We start from the raw sequence: 15887 nt of genomic DNA on the forward strand, positions 1-15887 counted from the left end.
ATACGGGCATTCTGCTCTAGTCGTATTTCAATTCCAATGAAAATCTTCCTTTATTCACATCAACAACAAGGATGAACAATTTCCATTTTGGTTGATTTTGTGAGACAAAAAATCGACGATGCTCAACCAACAATTCCAATAGCCTACTGTTAAGACTAGCACTACCCAAAAACCATGAAGAATCTCCATTTTCCGCGACGGCATCAAACTCGAATTTCGCCTGATCGTCGTCATCCGCAAGTTGCGCTCGCATAACGATCGAATGCGATCCCGCCGGAGCGGCGTCATAAAGCAGCTGGCCAACCTCCTTGCATATATCAACATCTCGGCTGTCCATTACCTTTCTCCAGGCGAATTCCTAAAATACTGCTGCGCCGGTCGACCATTGCCACTACGTACGTGATGTTAAACCCTTCAGGTCTTCGACTATCCCCTTGGTATTGCGGTTCGATCGAAACCTTCACTTGCTTTCCCGCATTCAGCGCGTCGGCCCAACTATTCTCCAATTGCTTCCATGCTCCGCGATTCAAGTTTGAATCCATTGGAACTATGTTTAGCTTCTCTCCAGGCCCGTTCAATATGGACGCGATCAAATGACCGCCATCATCTCCACTATCTCCTTCGCGCCCCGCCTTGGATTGATGAACTGGCTTGTGATGTCAAAGCCGGCCTGGATCTTGGCCTTGTCGAAGATCGGCGCGAGTGCACGCCGGTGTTCGACGTATCGCGATTGGTGCTCGCGACCGCTTCGGCGGCCCGACCGAAATCAACGCGGCGAACGGCAGGGCCGCCAGTTGTTTGGTTATTGTCATTTGATGGTTAGTTCTTATGCTGGCCCGATACCGCGTGGCTATTTAGCCACTTTGCCGACCTCAATCGTAAACACAAGATCTTCGAAATCTGGATTACCCATGCCGTCGCTGCAATGGAATGAGATATGACGATCGTCTTTTTTCACCAACATGCCGGCATTTCCAATCCATGCATGCGAAACGCCATCATATTTCCAAACATTCCAAACTTTAAGGGCGGCCCTCCCACCCTTCTTAATCGCGACATTCAGCGGAATATGTTTCGGACCATGATCCGACCATATAAGAAAATCCGTCAAAATCTGATTATTAACCTCAACATTGCAATTCACCGCCTTTATGTTAACGCCTTGGACTGTCGACTTTTTAAATGATACAAAATCAGGGAACAGTACTGTTTCCCCCGAAGATACGTCGATCTCATACAAACCGTATATTTCCCGGCCGTCAACCACGATTTTGGGGGCTCTAGCTTCTTGGAAGCGCTGCGCTAATGAGATGTTCGTCATGTAAATATCCGGGTCTTCGATACCGATCTACCGTTGCATGGTCTTGCGGCCACCGAGGCACGAATTCCTTGCCACCATCATGGACCGGGACGGGTTCGTGACTCAGTTCGATCGGAATGTCATTCAAGACATCGATTGGCTCTCTCTCCACCACCTCTATTGAAGCAGAGACCCCGAAAATACAAACATGATCTTCAAATCATCTTCTACGGGCAAGGCACCCCGCCATCATTTACCTCGTCTAACGCTCTACTCACTCTCATCAAAAGGATTTTCCTTCATATATCTTTTAATATCACTTTCTGAAATTCCAGGCGCACCCGCGCTTAACCACCTATCGAATTCGTCAGGATATGACCTATACACCCTCCCCCCAGACGATTGAACCGATACATCACTCCCAAATTCCGCTAGAAAACGCAAATGATGTACCACCATAATCCAAATTCGCTTGAGTTCAGGATCCTGCGGCACGCCGCCTGACGCCTCCGAAAGATAACGCGACTCGCCCTCAACGAAGTCCAACAGATCCTTCGCCCTTCCAGCGCTCAGCATTAGCCTTATAATTTCAACTTTCCCCATGATCATCTACCGATAGAATTTAACGTTATACCCATTGACGTCAACACCCTTAAATCCGAGAGAGCTCATCGATTTCCCTAGTGGAGTAGCCCAAACTGCTTGAACCGGCGAAATCCCAGAAGAGGTCGCCGAATTGTAAGCATCACGGTTTGCATTACCCAACTGAGCAGACACAGTTTTCACCTTGTCTGCTCCGACGGATTCTATTGCCTTAGAAATCATATCTGTTCCAACACCTCGCCCAGACACCGTAGTCCCGTACCAGTCTATGTGAAAATTCCCATCTGGAGAGTAACGACCAATCAGATCACTTTGCGCAAACTTGCTATCCACAACAGAGCCATTTTTATCAAACTTCTATCTCGCGGATAACTCGACATCTACATAACCGCCATCCTTGGCTTCAACTTTCGTGTCAAAATTCAATCCTTCCTTACCCGATGGCGATGATCCATTCGAATGAAGAATATAGTCCACGAGGCCTTTGCCTGATCCGGAATGATTTCCGCGATCCAGTCACTGATCTTCTTGGCATCAGGCAACGGCGAAATCAACGAACCCGGTTTGATACTCGGATCGAGCTCCGTGGCCGAATCAGCAATCACACCATCGCCCTTGCCTGCTGTCTCGCCCTCATACCCTGGACGGTCTCAAGAATCAAGTGCAACGTTTAGCCAATCCGGCGGCAGCCAATTCCATCGCCATAGCCTCTTCAGGGGTTTTCCAGTTGAGGGTTTGACGGGGCGGCCGTTCATCCGTTTGGCAATGTCGTTCAATTGCATCTGGGTGACGCCTGACAGGTCGGCCCCCTTGGGCAGAAACTGGCGCAGCAGGCCGTTGGTATTTTCGTTGCCGCCCCGTTGCCAAGGAGCGTAGGGATCTGCGAACCAGATGTCCGGATTCAGTCGTTCAGCCAACTCGACATGGCAAGTCATTTCCGATCCACGATCGTACGTCAGGCTCTCACGCAGAAAGGCCGGGAGCTTTCAGCAGTAGTTCCCGGACGACACATGGCCCCAGGTTTCCGCAATTGCGTTGCAGAAGTGCCAAAATTCGAGCAGTGAATCGGATGGAAGTTTTACGCGGACTTGCGCTTGGACCTCGTTGGACGATCCGTCTTTTCCCGGGAGTATACGGGACGAGCAATCATCGAGCGTTGCCTTCACGCTCGGAGACAGCGCGCAACACCATGCGGCGCCAACGATCAGCTCCGCCCAGCACATTCTTGCTGATGGGCCTAGTGAGGGGCTGAAAAAGAAAAAGCCCCGCAAGTCCGAGAACTTGCGGGGCTTTGTCACCGCTTTTGGCGGAGACGGAGGGATTCGAACCCTCGATCCAGGTTTTGGCCCAGATGCTCCCTTAGCAGGGGAGTGCCTTCGACCTCTCGGCCACGTCTCCCAAACTTTCGCTCGCACCAGGGAGGCAGTGCGACGAGAACGAGATAATATAGGGTTTCGAACCGTACGTCAAATTCCGTGATGCATTTTCTTCAATGCATCACGAAAAATTCACGATGCCTGGTCGAGTTCGAAAGCCTTGTGCAGCGCGCGGACGGCCAGCTCCATGTATTTCTCGTCGATCAGCACCGAGATCTTGATTTCGGACGTCGAGATCATCTGGATGTTGATGCCCTCTTCCGAGAGCGTACGGAACATCTTGCTCGCGACGCCCACGTGCGAACGCATGCCGACGCCGACGACCGATACCTTCGACACCTTCGGATCGCCCTGCACGCGCTCGGCGCTCACATGGCCCTGCACCTGGTTGGTTAGGATGTCCATCGCCTTCTGGTAGTCGCCGCGACCGACCGTGAACGTGAAGTCGGTTTTGCCTTCGACGCTCTGGTTCTGGATGATCATGTCGACGTCGACGTTCGCATCGGCCACCGGGCCGAGGATCTGATATGCGATACCCGGCTTGTCGGGCACGCCCATCACCGCAATGCGTGCTTCGTCGCGCTGGAACGCGATGCCGGAAATGACTGCCTTTTCCATGGTCTCGTCTTCTTCAAAAGTAATCAGGGTGCCCGAGCGCATTTCTTCGTCGAGCGCAATCAGCGGATCGGTCAGGCTCGACAGCACACGTGTCTTCACCTGGTATTTGCCGGCGAATTCGACCGAGCGGATCTGCAGGACCTTCGAGCCGAGGCTGGCCATTTCCAGCATCTCCTCGAACGTCACGCGGTCGAGGCGGCGCGCCTCTTCGACGACACGCGGATCGGTCGTGTAGACGCCGTCGACGTCGGTATAGATCAGACACTCTTCGGCACCGAGCGCAGCCGCCACCGCCACCGCCGACGTGTCCGAGCCGCCACGGCCCAGCGTCGTGATGTGACCGTCCGGATCGACGCCCTGGAAGCCCGTGATGATCACGACCTTGCCCGCGTTCAGGTCGTCCTTCACGCGCTCGTCGTCGATCGAGTGGATGCGTGCTTTCGTAAACGCGCTGTCGGTCTTGATCGGCACTTGCCAGCCGGCATAGCTCACGGCCTCGACGCCGATTTCCTGCAGCGCGATCGACAGCAGGCCGACGCTGACCTGCTCGCCGGTCGACGCGATCATGTCGAGCTCACGCGGGCTCGGCTGGCTCGAAATCTCTTTCGCAAGACCGAGCAGACGGTTGGTTTCGCCGGACATCGCCGAAGGCACGACCACCATCTGGTGCCCGGCCTGATGCCATTTTGCGACGCGTTTCGCGACGTTCTTGATGCGCTCGACCGAGCCCATCGAAGTGCCGCCGTATTTGTGTACGATGAGTGCCATTGTCGTTCTGAACTGGAGGAGAAGCCGCACGGGCGCGCTGGGCAGGCCGCATAGCCGTTCGGTCACGCGGCTTGTGGCTGTGGACGGACGACAAGGGGAACGGCTGGGACGCAACACGCAAGCGTGACGGATTTTGCCCGGAAGGCCGATCAGGCCGCGCAAACCGGGTACGTCACGCGGAAAACCTGCACAAAACGCTCAAAAATCGAGCCGAGCAAACGACCGAGCGTACCCGATAGAAGCCCGCTTGACAAGCCGCGCGCCGTGGCGGCGACCGTTCCGGCGCTGTTTACCAAATGGTGAAAATGGGCGCGCCATCGCGCCGCCGGAAGCCTGCCGCCGTTACGCGATCAGCAGGTCGGGACGCCACTCGATCCGGCGCCATGCGGCGGCGCCGGGCGCCGCCCCGTCAGGCATGCCGATGTCGCGATTGACACCCAGCCGCGGCACGTAGATCAGCCGGTCGCCCGCGAACAGCAGCGGCACGTCGCGTTGCCAGGCCGGCACCCCGCGCTCCTGGAACAGGTTCTTCAGCGTTCGGCCCGGGCCGCCCGGCGACGTCCGCATCCGTTCGCCACCGGCCCGGGGGCGCACCGCCAGCCGCGCACCGCGCAGCAGCTCCTCCGGCACCGCGTCGGCGCTGCCCGCGTCGGCGGGCGCAAACACGAACGTGCCGCGCCATCCCGGCAGGTGCCACACTTGCTGTCCGTCCCATGCGAGCGCCGCCTCCGGTTGCAGCGTACCCGTACCGTCGTCGGCCGGTTCGCTGCTGTCGCCGGCTTCCCAGTAGACGACATCGCGATAGAGCCGCAGGCACTGCCCCGCGTGATCGACGCGCAGCGCATGCGCGTCGTGCGCCGCGCGCAGTTGTCGCATCATGTTGGCGAGCCGGGCGGCCGACGCGCCCGGCAAACCGAGCCGGCGCATCCAGAAGCGCAGCAGGTTCGCGCCGCGCGTGTCGTCGAATCCGATCAGCGCGTCGCGCGACAGCGCCTGCCCGTCATCGCGCGCGGCGACGGCGAAATCCAGCTCGGCCAGATCGTCGAGCAGCCGCTGAGCCGCCGCCGCGTGCTGCGCCGCGCGACCGAGCGCATCGCGAAAGCCCGGGAAATGCACGGCCAGCGCCGGCAGCACGTCGACGCGCAGCGCATTGCGCGCATAGCGCGTGTCACCGTTCGATTCGTCGTCGATCCAGGCGAGCGCGTGCTGCTCCGCATAGCGCTCGAGTTGCGCGCGCAACAATCGCAGCAATGGGCGCACGCGCTCGATGCTCACGCCGTCGGGGCGATAACGCGGCGCCATCGCGGCAAGCCCCGCGATTCCCGCACCGCGCAACAGTTGCAGCAGCACCGTCTCGGCCTGATCGTCCGCATGTTGCGCGAGCCACAGCGCCGCCACGCCGTGGCGTTCGCCCATCGCGTCGAGCGCCGCGTAGCGACGCTCGCGCGCCGTCGCCTCGATACCGAGCCCGCTGTCGCGCGGCACGTCGACGCGCATCGATTCGAATGCGACGCCGAGCCGCGCCGCCTCCGCTTCGGCATGCGCGACCCATGCGTCGGCATTCGCGCTCAGGCCGTGATGCACGTGCAACGCGACGCAGCGCGATGCGCCCGCGACGCGCACGGCCGCATCGAGCAGCACCGTCGAATCGAGGCCGCCGCTGTAGGCGATCGCGATGCGCGCATCCGGCCGCAGGCCGGAAAGCGCAACGCCGACCGCGTCGAGGACGACACGGTCGGCGGAGAATTCGGTGGGCGGGATCACGAGCGGGACGCGCGCGCCGCGGCGCGCGCATTGAATACACGGCCGGTCATGCGCTCGGCGTGGTTTCCTTGAACTTGCCGTAGGCCATCAGGCGCTCGAAGCGGCGCTCGCGCAGCGCATCGATGCTCATGCCCTGGAACTGGCGCAGCGAATCGGCCAGCGCACGGCGCAGCAGCGCGGCCATGCCCTTCGGATCGCGATGCGCGCCGCCGAGCGGCTCGTTGATGATCTTGTCGATCAGGCCGAGCGCCTTCAGGCGGTGCGCGGTCAGGCCCAGCGCTTCCGCGGCTTCGGGCGCCTTCGCGGCGCTCTTCCACAGGATCGACGCGCAGCCTTCCGGCGAGATCACCGAGTAGGTCGAGAACTGCAGCATCATCACGGTATCGGCCACGGCGATCGCCAGCGCGCCGCCCGAACCGCCCTCGCCGATCACCGTCGTGATGATCGGCGTCTTCAGCTCGGCCATCACGTACAGGTTGCGACCGATCGCCTCCGACTGGCCGCGCTCTTCCGCGCCGATGCCCGGGTACGCGCCCGGCGTGTCGACGAACGTGAAGATCGGCAGCCCGAACTTCTCGGCCAGACGCATCAGGCGCTCGGCCTTCCGATAGCCTTCCGGACGCGGCATCCCGAAGTTGCGCGCGGCGCGCTCCTTCGTGTCGCGGCCCTTCTGGTGACCGATCACCATGCACGGATGGCCGCCGAAGCGCGCGAGACCGCCGACGATCGACAGGTCGTCCGCGAACGCGCGATCGCCATGCAGTTCGTGAAAATCGGTAAACAGTTCCGCGACGTAATCGAGCGTGTACGGACGCTGCGGGTGCCGCGCGATCTGCGAAACCTGCCACGGCGTCAGGTTCGCGTAGAGGTCCTTCGTCAGTTGCTGGCTTTTCTTCGACAGCCGCTCGATTTCTTCCGAAATATCGACAGCCGAGTCGTCCTGCACGAATCGCAGCTCTTCGATCTTGGCCTCGAGTTCGGCGATCGGCTGTTCGAAATCCAGAAACGTGGTCTTCATGTGTTCGAATCCTTGGGTCTTGCGGCAGCGCGTATTCTACCCGCGCGGGCGGCGCGCAAAACCGGTTCTCAACTATTGATGTTCAAAACTCGATAGCCTGCACTCAGGCGTCGGCGTCGGGCGCATCGAGGCTGCGCCACATGTACCAGGTCGCGACGGTGCGCCACGGCTCCCAGTTGGCCGCGACCTCGCGCGCCTCGCTGCGCGTGACGGGTTCGCCGCTGAAGTAATTGACGCTGATCGCACGGATCAGGCCCGGGTCGTCGAGCGGCAGCACGTCCGGCCGCGACAGATTGAAGATCAGGAACATCTCGGCGGTCCAGCGGCTGATGCCGCGGATCTGCGTGAGTTCCGCGATCACGTCCTCGTCGTCCATCGACGTCCATTTGTCGACGTGCAACGCCCCCGACACGAAATGCTGCGCAAGATCGAGGATGTATTCCGTCTTGCGCTTCGACAGCCCGCACGCGATCAGCTTGTCCGCGCCGAGCCGGATCACCGGTTGCGGCGCGAGCTTCGGGCAGGCGTCCTCGATGCGCGCCCACAGCGACTGCGCGGACGGCACCGAAATCTGCTGGCCGACGACCGAGCGCGCGAGCGTGACGAACGGGTCGCCGCGTTTCACGAGATGCGCGGGACCGAACTTCGGAATCAGCTTCTTCAGGATCCGGTCGCGCTTGACGAGGTCCGCGCATGCCTTGTCCCAATAGGCGGGACGCACGACGACCTCCTCGCCATCCGCTTCGGACGCACGTGTCTTGCGGGCCGCGTCGGCGGCCGGCGGCGCGGCCGCCGGCTGCGCATGACCGTTCAGCGCGCCGTTCGGCACGGCGCGCGTCGCGTCCGCCTTCGCCGCCGGTACGCGCTTGGCTGCCGGACGCGCGGCGACCGGGGTCGCGCGCCTGACCGGCGCTTTTCTGGCCGTTGCCATCTTGCCTCCTACCTGACGGATCGGTCAGTGGAACGCACCGCGCTCATACGCGACGCCATTCGGTCGATCCGCCCGGTTTGTCTTCAAGTGCGATGCCGGCTTCGAGCAATTCCGCCCGGATCCGGTCCGCTTCGGCATAGTCCTTCGCTTGCTTCGCCGCGACGCGCGCGGCGATCTTCGCTTCGATCTCGTCGGCCGCGAGCCCGCCCGCCTGCGCGGCGCCGGACGCCTGCTGCAGGAACGCGCGCGGTTCGCGGCCCAGCAGGCCGAGCAGGCCCGCCAGCTGTTTCAGTTGCCGTGCGAGCGACGCGTCGCGCGTGCGGTTGACTTCACCCGCCAGCTCGAACAGCGTCGCCACCGCGACCGGCGTGTTGAAATCGTCGTTCATCGCGGCCGCGAAACGCTGTGCGTGCGCCTCGTTCCAGTCGAGCGCGAGCGTGTCGGGCTCGACGTCCTTCAGCGCGGTGTACAGACGCGTGAGCGATGCGCGTGCATCGTCGAGATGCACGTCGCTGTAATTGAGCGGCGAACGGTAATGCGTGCGCACGATGAAGAAGCGCATGACTTCCGCGTCGTAACGCTCGAGTACTTCCCGGATCGTGAAGAAGTTGCCGAGCGATTTCGACATCTTCTCGTTGTCGACCTGCACGAAGCCGTTGTGCATCCAGTAATTGACGAACGTCTCGCCGGTCGCGCCCTCGCTCTGCGCGATCTCGTTCTCGTGGTGCGGGAATTGCAGATCCTGCCCGCCGCCGTGGATGTCGAAATGATTGCCGAGCAGCGAGCAGCCCATCGCCGAGCATTCGATGTGCCAGCCCGGACGGCCCATCCCGTACTTCGACGCCCACGACGCGCCTTCCGGATCTTCCGGCTTCGCGCGCTTCCACAGCACGAAGTCGAGCGGATCCTGCTTCGCATCGTTCGCGGCGACGCGCTCGCCCGCGCGGAGATCGTCGAGCGACTTGCCCGACAGCTTCCCGTAGCTTGCGAACTTGCGCACCGAGTAATTGACGTCGCCATCGGCCGCCTGATACGCGTAGCCGTTCGTCTCGAGCGTCTCGATCATGCCGAGCATCTGCGGGATGAACTGCGTCGCGCGCGGCTCGATGTCGGGCCGCTGGATGCCGAGCGCGGCCTCGTCCTCGTGCATCGCGCCGATGAAGCGATCGGTCAGCGACTTGATCGTCTCGCCGTTCTCGACCGCGCGGCGGATGATCTTGTCGTCGATGTCGGTGATGTTGCGCACGTACGTGACCCGGTAGCCGATCGCACGCAGCCAGCGCTGGACGAGGTCGAACACGACCAGCATGCGCGCGTGGCCCACGTGACAATAGTCGTAGACGGTGATCCCGCATACGTACATCCGCACTTCGCCGGGCTGGCGCGGCACGAAAACTTGCTTGTCACGCGCGAGCGTGTTGTAGATGCGCAGTGATTCCATAGAGATGAACCGTGAGCCGAAGGAAACCGCCCTGGCGAAGCTCGCCCAGCATGTGAAACGGACGGACCATCTGCTGCGGCGCCGGGCCGCGCGTCCTCGTTATCACATGGGGCGGTCAGGCTGCAAGCACAGCGGTGACGGCCACGAGAGGCTAAGAAAGACTGTCTGCCGCTCGCCGGAACGCGCAGACGTTTTGTTAGAATGGCTCGGAGTATAACATTCCGATTTACGCCTATGAAACCTCATCGCGGCCGCGCGCCGAGCGCTGCGACCCTCGTTGCGACCACCGTCATGGGCGTCGCGCTGACGCTTTTCGCGGCACCCGCGGCGCATGCGCAGAAAGCCCCGGCGGTCGCCGACGGCACGCCCGAAATCGACGCGTCGATCGGCGGCAAGCAGTGGAAGCAGGCGCTCGCGCAGCTCGACGCGCGCATCGCGTCGAACCCGCACGACGTGCAGGCGCAGTTCAAGCGCGGCACCGTGCTGGCCCGCCTGAACCGCGACGACGACGCGATCCAGCAGTTCGTCGCGATCACGCAGGCGTACCCCGAGCTGCCCGAGCCGTACAACAACCTCGCGGCGCTCTACGCGAAGCACGGCCGCTATGACGAAGCGCGCACCGCGCTCGTCACCGCGACGCAGTCGAACCCGAGCTACACGCTCGCGTACGAGAACCTCGGCGATCTCTACCTGCGCCTCGCGGCCGAATCGTACAAGCGCGCGCAATCGCTCGGCCGCACGAGCGGCGCGACCGCGCAGCGCCTCGCCGATCTGCAGAAGATCGTGTCGCCGTCGAAAGCCGCGCCGAACGCGCGCGCGACGACGCCCGCCACGCGCGATTACACCGAGCGCGCCGCCGCGAACGTGAGCACCACCACGCTGCCGATGTCGCCGACGTTCCAGTTCAGCGGTCCGTCGGGCGCACTGGCGGCGCCGTACGTCGCGCCGTCGCGCTAAGCGGCGCGGCCTTCCTTCCCTCCCAACCTGAGGATCGCAATGAAACGTCTGTTGCTGGCGCTTGGCGGCGCCGCCCTTCTCGCGACCGCGCCCGCATTCGCGCAATCGGCCACCGCGCACCCCGTCGTGCAGCTGAAGACCTCGCAGGGCGACATCCGCGTCGAGCTCTACCCGGAGAAGGCGCCGAAGTCGGTCGCCAACTTCCTCGATTACGTGAAGGCCGGCCAGTACAACGGCACGATCTTCCATCGCGTGATCAAGGGCTTCATGATCCAGGGCGGCGGCTACAAGACCAACTTCGAGGAAAAGCCGACCCGCGCGCCGATCCCGCTGGAGAGCCGCAATGGTCTGAAGAACCTGACGGGCACGATCGCGATGGCCCGCACGAGCGACCCGAATTCGGCCACCGCGCAGTTCTTCATCAATACCGTCGACAACGGCGGCCTCGACTACCCGAACCCGGACGGCAACGGCTATGCGGTGTTCGGCAAGGTCGTGTCGGGACTCGACGTCGTGAAGAAGATCGAAGGCGTGGCGACGACCTCGCGCGGCCCGATGCAGGACGTGCCGGCGCAACCGGTCGTGATCGAATCGGCGAGCATCGTCTCGAAGTAAGCACCTGCCGGCACGTCCGGCGCCTCACGCGGCCGCGTCGCACGACCGGCCGCGTGCCATTTAAACTGCCTCACCGAAGGAATTCATCATGGTTGAACTGCACACGAACCACGGCGTGATCAAGCTCGAGCTCGACGCCGCGAAGGCACCGAAGACGGTCGAGAACTTCCTGAACTACGTGAAGAAGGGCCATTACGACGGCACCGTGTTCCATCGCGTGATCAACGGCTTCATGATCCAGGGCGGCGGCTTCGAGCCGGGCCTGAAGCAGAAGCCGACCGACGCGCCGATCGACAACGAGGCGAACAACGGCCTGAAGAACGACAACTACACGATCGCGATGGCGCGCACGAACGATCCGCACTCGGCGACCGCCCAGTTCTTCATCAACGTGAACGACAACGACTTCCTGAACCACTCGTCGCCGACGCCGCAGGGCTGGGGCTACGCGGTGTTCGGCAAGGTCGTCGAAGGCCAGGACGTGGTCGACAAGATCAAGGGCGTCAAGACGGGCAACGCCGGCTTCCATCAGGATGTGCCGACCGACGACGTCGTGATCGAAAAGGCCGTGGTGGTCTGACACACCAGCCGTTACGGAGGCACTTCGATGTTGCAGGAGAGTCCGCCGCGAAGCGTCTCCGCGGGCGTGCCGGGCGAGCGCGAGTACGCGCAAGCCGCACGCCCGTTCCTGTTTCTGTCCGATCTGCATCTGAGCGAGGCGATTCCGAAGACGGTCGCCGCGTTCGAGCATTTCGTCAAATACACCGCCGACAGCGCCGATTCGGTGTTCATCCTCGGCGACCTGTTCGAATACTGGATCGGCGACGACGTCCTCGACGACGATCCGTTCGCCGCACGCATGGCCGCGCTGATGCACACGTTCTCGGAACGCGGCATCGCGCTCTACGTGATGCACGGCAACCGCGATTTCCTGCTCGGCCGGCGCTTCATGAAGGCCGCCGGCGCGATGCTGCTGCCCGACCCTTCGCTGATCATGGCGTTCGGCCAGCGCATCGTGCTCGCGCACGGCGACGCGCAATGCACGGCCGACCGCGGCTACCAGGTATTCCGTCGCTTCGCGCGCAACCGCGTCGCGCAATGGCTGTTTCTCGCGTGGCCGTTCCGGTGGCGCCGCGCGCTCGCGCAGCGCATGCGCTCGAGCAGCGAAGCGGGCCGCATGCGCCCTGCGTCGGCCATCTACGACGTCACGCAAGAAGGCGTGGCCGCGCTGTTCCGGAAGAGCCGCGCGAGCGTGATCATTCACGGCCACACGCACCGCCCCGCGCGCCACGCCGAGCCGGGCGGGATCCGCTGGGTGCTGCCCGACTGGGATCTCGATCACGGCACGCCGCGCGGCGGCTACCTGCGCGTCGACGCGGAAGGCATCCACCCGATGCCGCTCGACTGACGCCGCCGCTGCTATCGCACTGACGGCAGCGATCGGCGTCGATCGCGTTCGTTACGTCTGGCGTTCGACCGTCTTGCCTTCGAGCACCGCCGACAGCCTGCGCAGGTCGAGGCGCGCCGCGTCGGCGCCCTGCAGCGTTTCCAGATGCGTGCCGAGCCGCTCGAGCGCCGCGACGATCTCGTCGACGCGGCGGCTTTCCTTCGCCGCGTGATCGATCAGACCGTGAATCGCGAGCGACATCGGATCGTCGGCGTTCGGCGTGATCCCGTATGCGCTGAACGCCGCACGCTCGGCCTGCGGCTTCGGCTGCGCCGGCATCACGATGCGCGCCGGGTTGCCCACCGCCGTGCCGCCCGCCGGCACCGGCTTGACGACCACCGCGTTCGAGCCGATCTTCGCGCCCGCACCGACCGTGAAACCGCCGAGCACCTTCGCGCCGGCACCGACGATCACGCCGGCCTCGAGCGTCGGATGGCGCTTCGCGCCGCGCGTGAGCGACGTACCGCCCAGCGTCACGCCCTGATAGATCGTGCAATCGTCGCCGATGATCGCCGTCTCGCCGATCACGACACCCATGCCGTGATCGATGAACACGCGCCGGCCGATCGTCGCGCCGGGATGGATCTCGATTCCGGTCAGGAACCGGCCGGCCTGCGACACGAACCGCGCGAGCCAGTAGCGTTTCGCGCGCCAGCATGCGTGCGCGAATCGGTGCAGCACGAGCGCGTGCAGCCCCGGATAACAGGTCAGCACTTCCCACGCACTGCGAGCGGCGGGATCCCGCTCGCGAATCGTTGCAACGTCTTCGCGCAGTCTCGTGAACATGATGTGGTTTGGGAAAAGGCCGGCGCGCATCGCCGGCAATGCCGGCCGTTATCGCGCCGGGTCATTTGCTTATGACGTCCGGCGATTGTAGGGCCAGTCGCGCGCGGCCGCACGCGGCCGCGCGTTCACCCCGCCGTCGGCGCGGGTATTCGACCGGGACGCTTGCCGTGGCGGCGTTTGCAGGGTGTGTCGGTCGGGAGAAATAGAAGCTTCGACGCTTCCGGTGGGTCGAGGCACGGCCTGCCACCGGATTCCCCGCGCCCGGCAATCGGAGCGTCGGCCGCTTACGCGTCGCCGCCCGGCTGGCCCGACTTCAGCAGGATGTGCTTCGCGATGCCGCGCAGGATGTTGACCTCCTCGCGCTCGAGGCCGGTGCGCGCGAACAGGCGCCGCAGCCGCGGCATCAGCTTCTTCGGATTGCGCGGATCGAGGAAGTCGAGCGCGATCAATGCGTTCTCGAGGTGCACGTACATCCGCTCGATCTCGTCGCTCTGCGCGAGCGTGCCGGCTTCGGCCGGCGGCTGCGCCGACGGCTCGCTCGCCTGTTCGAGAAACGCGACGCGCAACTCGTATGCGAGCACCTGCACGGCCTGCGCGAGGTTCAGCGAACTGTAGGCCGGGTTGGCCGGAATATGCGCGAGCGCGCTGCACTGGTCGACATGCTCGTTCGCGAGACCGGTGCGCTCGTTGCCGAACACGAGCGCGATGTCGCCCGCGCCGACCTGCGCGCTCGCCTGCGCGGCGGCCGCGCGCGGTGCAAGACGCGGCGGCCCGTATTCGCGCGTGCGCGCGGTCAGCGCGATCGACCAGTGAACGCCGGACAGCGCTTCGCCGAGCGTCGGCACGACATGCGCGGACGCGAGGACGTCGTCCGCGCCGCTGGCCATCGCGATCGCCTCGGGGTCGCGCTGCACGTGCGGCACGCGCGGCGCGACCAGCACGAGGCGCGAGAAGCCCATCGTCTTCAGCGCGCGGGCGGCCGCCCCGACGTTGCCGGGATGGCTCGGCTCGACGAGCACGAAGCGGGTGGACGTGAAGCCGCCGGACGGCGGCGCGGACGAGGCCGCGCCCGATTCGGACGGCGCGGCGGTGTTCTGCGGGGTTTCCACTACGATACGACTCGGTTCATCAGAATGGCCGTATGGTATCGCCATCGCCCGCGCAAACCCACTCGTCCGGACGGCCAGTGGGGGTTTCCCCGCATGCCGGTCGCCTGAAACCGCCAAAAATCGGGTAAAATCATGCCTTTACGCGTTGCGCCCGGCGCAGCGCGGGTCGTACCCCGCTCTTTGTCAATTCGCGTCTCACCTCGCCCCGGCACGCTTGCGCCGTTCCGGGCGGTTGTCCCACTTCGTGGCGGCCCGTGCCGCCGGCTACAGGATCCAGGCTCATGCATCCCATGCTCAACATTGCTGTCAAGGCTGCGCGCCGCGCCGGACAGATCATCAATCGCGCGTCCCTCGATCTCGACCTGATCGAGATCCGCAAGAAGCAGCAGAACGACTTCGTCACCGAAGTGGACAAGGCCGCCGAAGACGCGATCATCGAGACGCTGAAGACCGCCTACCCCGATCACGCGATCCTCGCGGAGGAATCGGGCGAATCGGAGAACGAATCCGAATTCAAGTGGATCATCGATCCGCTCGACGGCACGACCAACTTCATCCACGGCTTCCCGTACTACTGCGTCTCGATCGCGCTCGAGCACAAGGGCGTCGTCACGCAGGCCGTCGTCTACGATCCGAACAAGAACGACCTGTTCACGGCTACCCGCGGCCGCGGCGCGTACCTGAACGACCGCCGCATCCGCGTCGGCCGCCGCGACCGCCTGTCGGACGCGCTGGTCGGCACGGGCTTCCCGTTCCGCGAGAAGGACGGCCTCGACGCCTACGCACGCCTCTTCACCGAAATGACGCAGGCCTGCACGGGCCTGCGCCGCCCGGGCGCGGCGGCGCTCGATCTCGCGAACGTCGCGGCCGGCCGCCTCGACGCGTTCTTCGAGCAAGGCATCAACGTGTGGGACATGGCGGCGGGCAGCCTGCTGATCACCGAGGCCGGCGGCCTCGTCGGCAACTACACGGGCGACGCCGATTTCCTGCACCGCCACGAGATCGTCGCCGCGAACCCGAAGATCTACGCACAGATGATCCCGATCCTGAACCGCTACAGCCGCGTGCATCCGGCAGCGGAGTAAGCCCGGGCCGCGCCCGCGCGGCGCGGCTTTCGCGCAAACCGCTCGCGCGGCATCGTCACGATGGCGCGC

The 15887-nt window shown here is 63.5% G+C and carries 16 protein-coding genes and 1 tRNA gene; 5 read left to right on the forward strand and 12 right to left on the reverse strand.

Annotation, left to right across the window (positions count from 1 at the left end; translation table 11 throughout):
- Positions 1 to 16 precede the first annotated feature (16 nt).
- The 10 genes from CFB35_RS10740 to cysS all read right to left on the reverse strand — a co-directional run bounded on the left by CFB35_RS10740 (position 17) and on the right by cysS (position 9819).
- Positions 17 to 337, reverse strand: a complete 321-nt coding sequence (locus tag CFB35_RS10740; protein ID WP_081066511.1) for a hypothetical protein — start codon at positions 335 to 337, stop codon at positions 17 to 19.
- On the reverse strand, positions 318 to 593 hold the full coding sequence (locus tag CFB35_RS35670; RefSeq protein ID WP_373453004.1) for a DNA/RNA non-specific endonuclease: 276 nt from the start codon (positions 591 to 593) through the stop codon (positions 318 to 320). The genes CFB35_RS10740 and CFB35_RS35670 overlap by 20 nt, the downstream gene beginning before the upstream one ends.
- Positions 594 to 850: 257 nt before the next feature.
- Positions 851 to 1321, reverse strand: coding sequence for a hypothetical protein (locus tag CFB35_RS34250; protein ID WP_143328712.1), 471 nt, complete (start codon positions 1319 to 1321; stop codon positions 851 to 853).
- Positions 1322 to 2553: 1232 nt separating this feature from the next.
- Positions 2554 to 2838, reverse strand: a complete 285-nt coding sequence (locus tag CFB35_RS10750; protein ID WP_230951185.1) for an IS30 family transposase — start codon at positions 2836 to 2838, stop codon at positions 2554 to 2556.
- A 369-nt stretch (positions 2839 to 3207) separates the two neighbouring features.
- Positions 3208 to 3301 (reverse strand) — tRNA-Ser (locus CFB35_RS10755).
- A gap of 110 nt (positions 3302 to 3411) precedes the next feature.
- A complete protein-coding gene (locus CFB35_RS10760; protein WP_012492698.1) occupies positions 3412 to 4665 on the reverse strand; it encodes an aspartate kinase in 1254 nt (417 codons plus the stop codon).
- Between the two features lie 342 nt (positions 4666 to 5007).
- Complete coding sequence (gene tilS / locus CFB35_RS10770; RefSeq protein WP_059583391.1) at positions 5008 to 6429, reverse strand: tRNA lysidine(34) synthetase TilS; 1422 nt, start codon at positions 6427 to 6429, stop codon at positions 5008 to 5010.
- A 46-nt stretch (positions 6430 to 6475) separates the two neighbouring features.
- Complete coding sequence (locus CFB35_RS10775; protein WP_059583390.1) at positions 6476 to 7447, reverse strand: acetyl-CoA carboxylase carboxyltransferase subunit alpha; 972 nt, start codon at positions 7445 to 7447, stop codon at positions 6476 to 6478.
- A gap of 103 nt (positions 7448 to 7550) precedes the next feature.
- Positions 7551 to 8378 carry a DNA-3-methyladenine glycosylase gene (locus CFB35_RS10780; protein ID WP_059643965.1) on the reverse strand — a complete coding sequence of 276 codons (828 nt, stop codon included), beginning with the start codon at positions 8376 to 8378 and terminating at the stop codon, positions 7551 to 7553.
- A 43-nt stretch (positions 8379 to 8421) separates the two neighbouring features.
- Positions 8422 to 9819 (reverse strand): cysteine--tRNA ligase, encoded by a 1398-nt coding sequence (cysS, locus tag CFB35_RS10785; protein WP_089464935.1) that lies wholly within the window; start codon positions 9817 to 9819, stop codon positions 8422 to 8424.
- Between the two features lie 234 nt (positions 9820 to 10053).
- Between cysS and CFB35_RS10795 the strand changes: the two genes are divergently transcribed.
- The 4 genes from CFB35_RS10795 to CFB35_RS10810 all read left to right on the forward strand — a co-directional run bounded on the left by CFB35_RS10795 (position 10054) and on the right by CFB35_RS10810 (position 12799).
- Complete coding sequence (locus CFB35_RS10795) at positions 10054 to 10776, forward strand: tetratricopeptide repeat protein (RefSeq protein WP_059608914.1); 723 nt, start codon at positions 10054 to 10056, stop codon at positions 10774 to 10776.
- Positions 10777 to 10815: 39 nt separating this feature from the next.
- A complete protein-coding gene (locus CFB35_RS10800) occupies positions 10816 to 11391 on the forward strand; it encodes a peptidylprolyl isomerase (RefSeq protein ID WP_059583382.1) in 576 nt (191 codons plus the stop codon).
- A gap of 88 nt (positions 11392 to 11479) precedes the next feature.
- Positions 11480 to 11971 carry a peptidylprolyl isomerase gene (locus CFB35_RS10805; RefSeq protein WP_006483987.1) on the forward strand — a complete coding sequence of 164 codons (492 nt, stop codon included), beginning with the start codon at positions 11480 to 11482 and terminating at the stop codon, positions 11969 to 11971.
- Between the two features lie 27 nt (positions 11972 to 11998).
- Positions 11999 to 12799, forward strand: coding sequence for a UDP-2,3-diacylglucosamine diphosphatase (locus CFB35_RS10810; RefSeq protein ID WP_089464936.1), 801 nt, complete (start codon positions 11999 to 12001; stop codon positions 12797 to 12799).
- 51 nt (positions 12800 to 12850) lie between these two features.
- Here CFB35_RS10810 and cysE read toward each other — a convergent pair whose 3' ends face one another.
- On the reverse strand, positions 12851 to 13624 hold the full coding sequence (gene cysE, locus CFB35_RS10815) for a serine O-acetyltransferase (RefSeq protein ID WP_059583378.1): 774 nt from the start codon (positions 13622 to 13624) through the stop codon (positions 12851 to 12853).
- A 284-nt stretch (positions 13625 to 13908) separates the two neighbouring features.
- On the reverse strand, positions 13909 to 14733 hold the full coding sequence (locus CFB35_RS10820) for an RNA methyltransferase (RefSeq protein WP_089464937.1): 825 nt from the start codon (positions 14731 to 14733) through the stop codon (positions 13909 to 13911).
- 281 nt (positions 14734 to 15014) lie between these two features.
- Here CFB35_RS10820 and CFB35_RS10825 point away from each other — a divergent pair, with 281 nt between their 5' ends.
- Entirely contained in the window at positions 15015 to 15818 is an 804-nt protein-coding gene (locus CFB35_RS10825; protein WP_059608913.1) for an inositol monophosphatase family protein, read from the forward strand.
- The last annotated feature ends 69 nt before the right edge of the window (positions 15819 to 15887 follow it).

The organism is Burkholderia sp. AU16482, from assembly GCF_002223285.1.
Lineage (GTDB): Bacteria > Pseudomonadota > Gammaproteobacteria > Burkholderiales > Burkholderiaceae > Burkholderia > Burkholderia semiarida.

Excerpts from the sequence above, each read along its gene's own strand:
- CFB35_RS10740 (WP_081066511.1), bottom strand. The coding sequence starts at position 337 with ATGGACAGCCGAGATGTTGATATATGCAAGGAGGTTGGCCAGCTGCTT.
- CFB35_RS34250 (WP_143328712.1), bottom strand. The coding sequence starts at position 1,321 with ATGACGAACATCTCATTAGCGCAGCGCTTCCAAGAAGCTAGAGCCCCC.
- CFB35_RS10750 (WP_230951185.1), bottom strand. The coding sequence starts at position 2,838 with ATGACTTGCCATGTCGAGTTGGCTGAACGACTGAATCCGGACATCTGG.
- CFB35_RS10760 (WP_012492698.1), bottom strand. The coding sequence starts at position 4,665 with ATGGCACTCATCGTACACAAATACGGCGGCACTTCGATGGGCTCGGTC.
- CFB35_RS10775 (WP_059583390.1), bottom strand. The coding sequence starts at position 7,447 with ATGAAGACCACGTTTCTGGATTTCGAACAGCCGATCGCCGAACTCGAG.
- CFB35_RS10780 (WP_059643965.1), bottom strand. The coding sequence starts at position 8,378 with ATGGCAACGGCCAGAAAAGCGCCGGTCAGGCGCGCGACCCCGGTCGCC.
- cysS (WP_089464935.1), bottom strand. The coding sequence starts at position 9,819 with ATGGAATCACTGCGCATCTACAACACGCTCGCGCGTGACAAGCAAGTT.
- CFB35_RS10795 (WP_059608914.1), top strand. The coding sequence starts at position 10,054 with ATGAAACCTCATCGCGGCCGCGCGCCGAGCGCTGCGACCCTCGTTGCG.
- CFB35_RS10800 (WP_059583382.1), top strand. The coding sequence starts at position 10,816 with ATGAAACGTCTGTTGCTGGCGCTTGGCGGCGCCGCCCTTCTCGCGACC.
- CFB35_RS10805 (WP_006483987.1), top strand. The coding sequence starts at position 11,480 with ATGGTTGAACTGCACACGAACCACGGCGTGATCAAGCTCGAGCTCGAC.
- CFB35_RS10810 (WP_089464936.1), top strand. The coding sequence starts at position 11,999 with ATGTTGCAGGAGAGTCCGCCGCGAAGCGTCTCCGCGGGCGTGCCGGGC.
- cysE (WP_059583378.1), bottom strand. The coding sequence starts at position 13,624 with ATGTTCACGAGACTGCGCGAAGACGTTGCAACGATTCGCGAGCGGGAT.
- CFB35_RS10825 (WP_059608913.1), top strand. The coding sequence starts at position 15,015 with ATGCATCCCATGCTCAACATTGCTGTCAAGGCTGCGCGCCGCGCCGGA.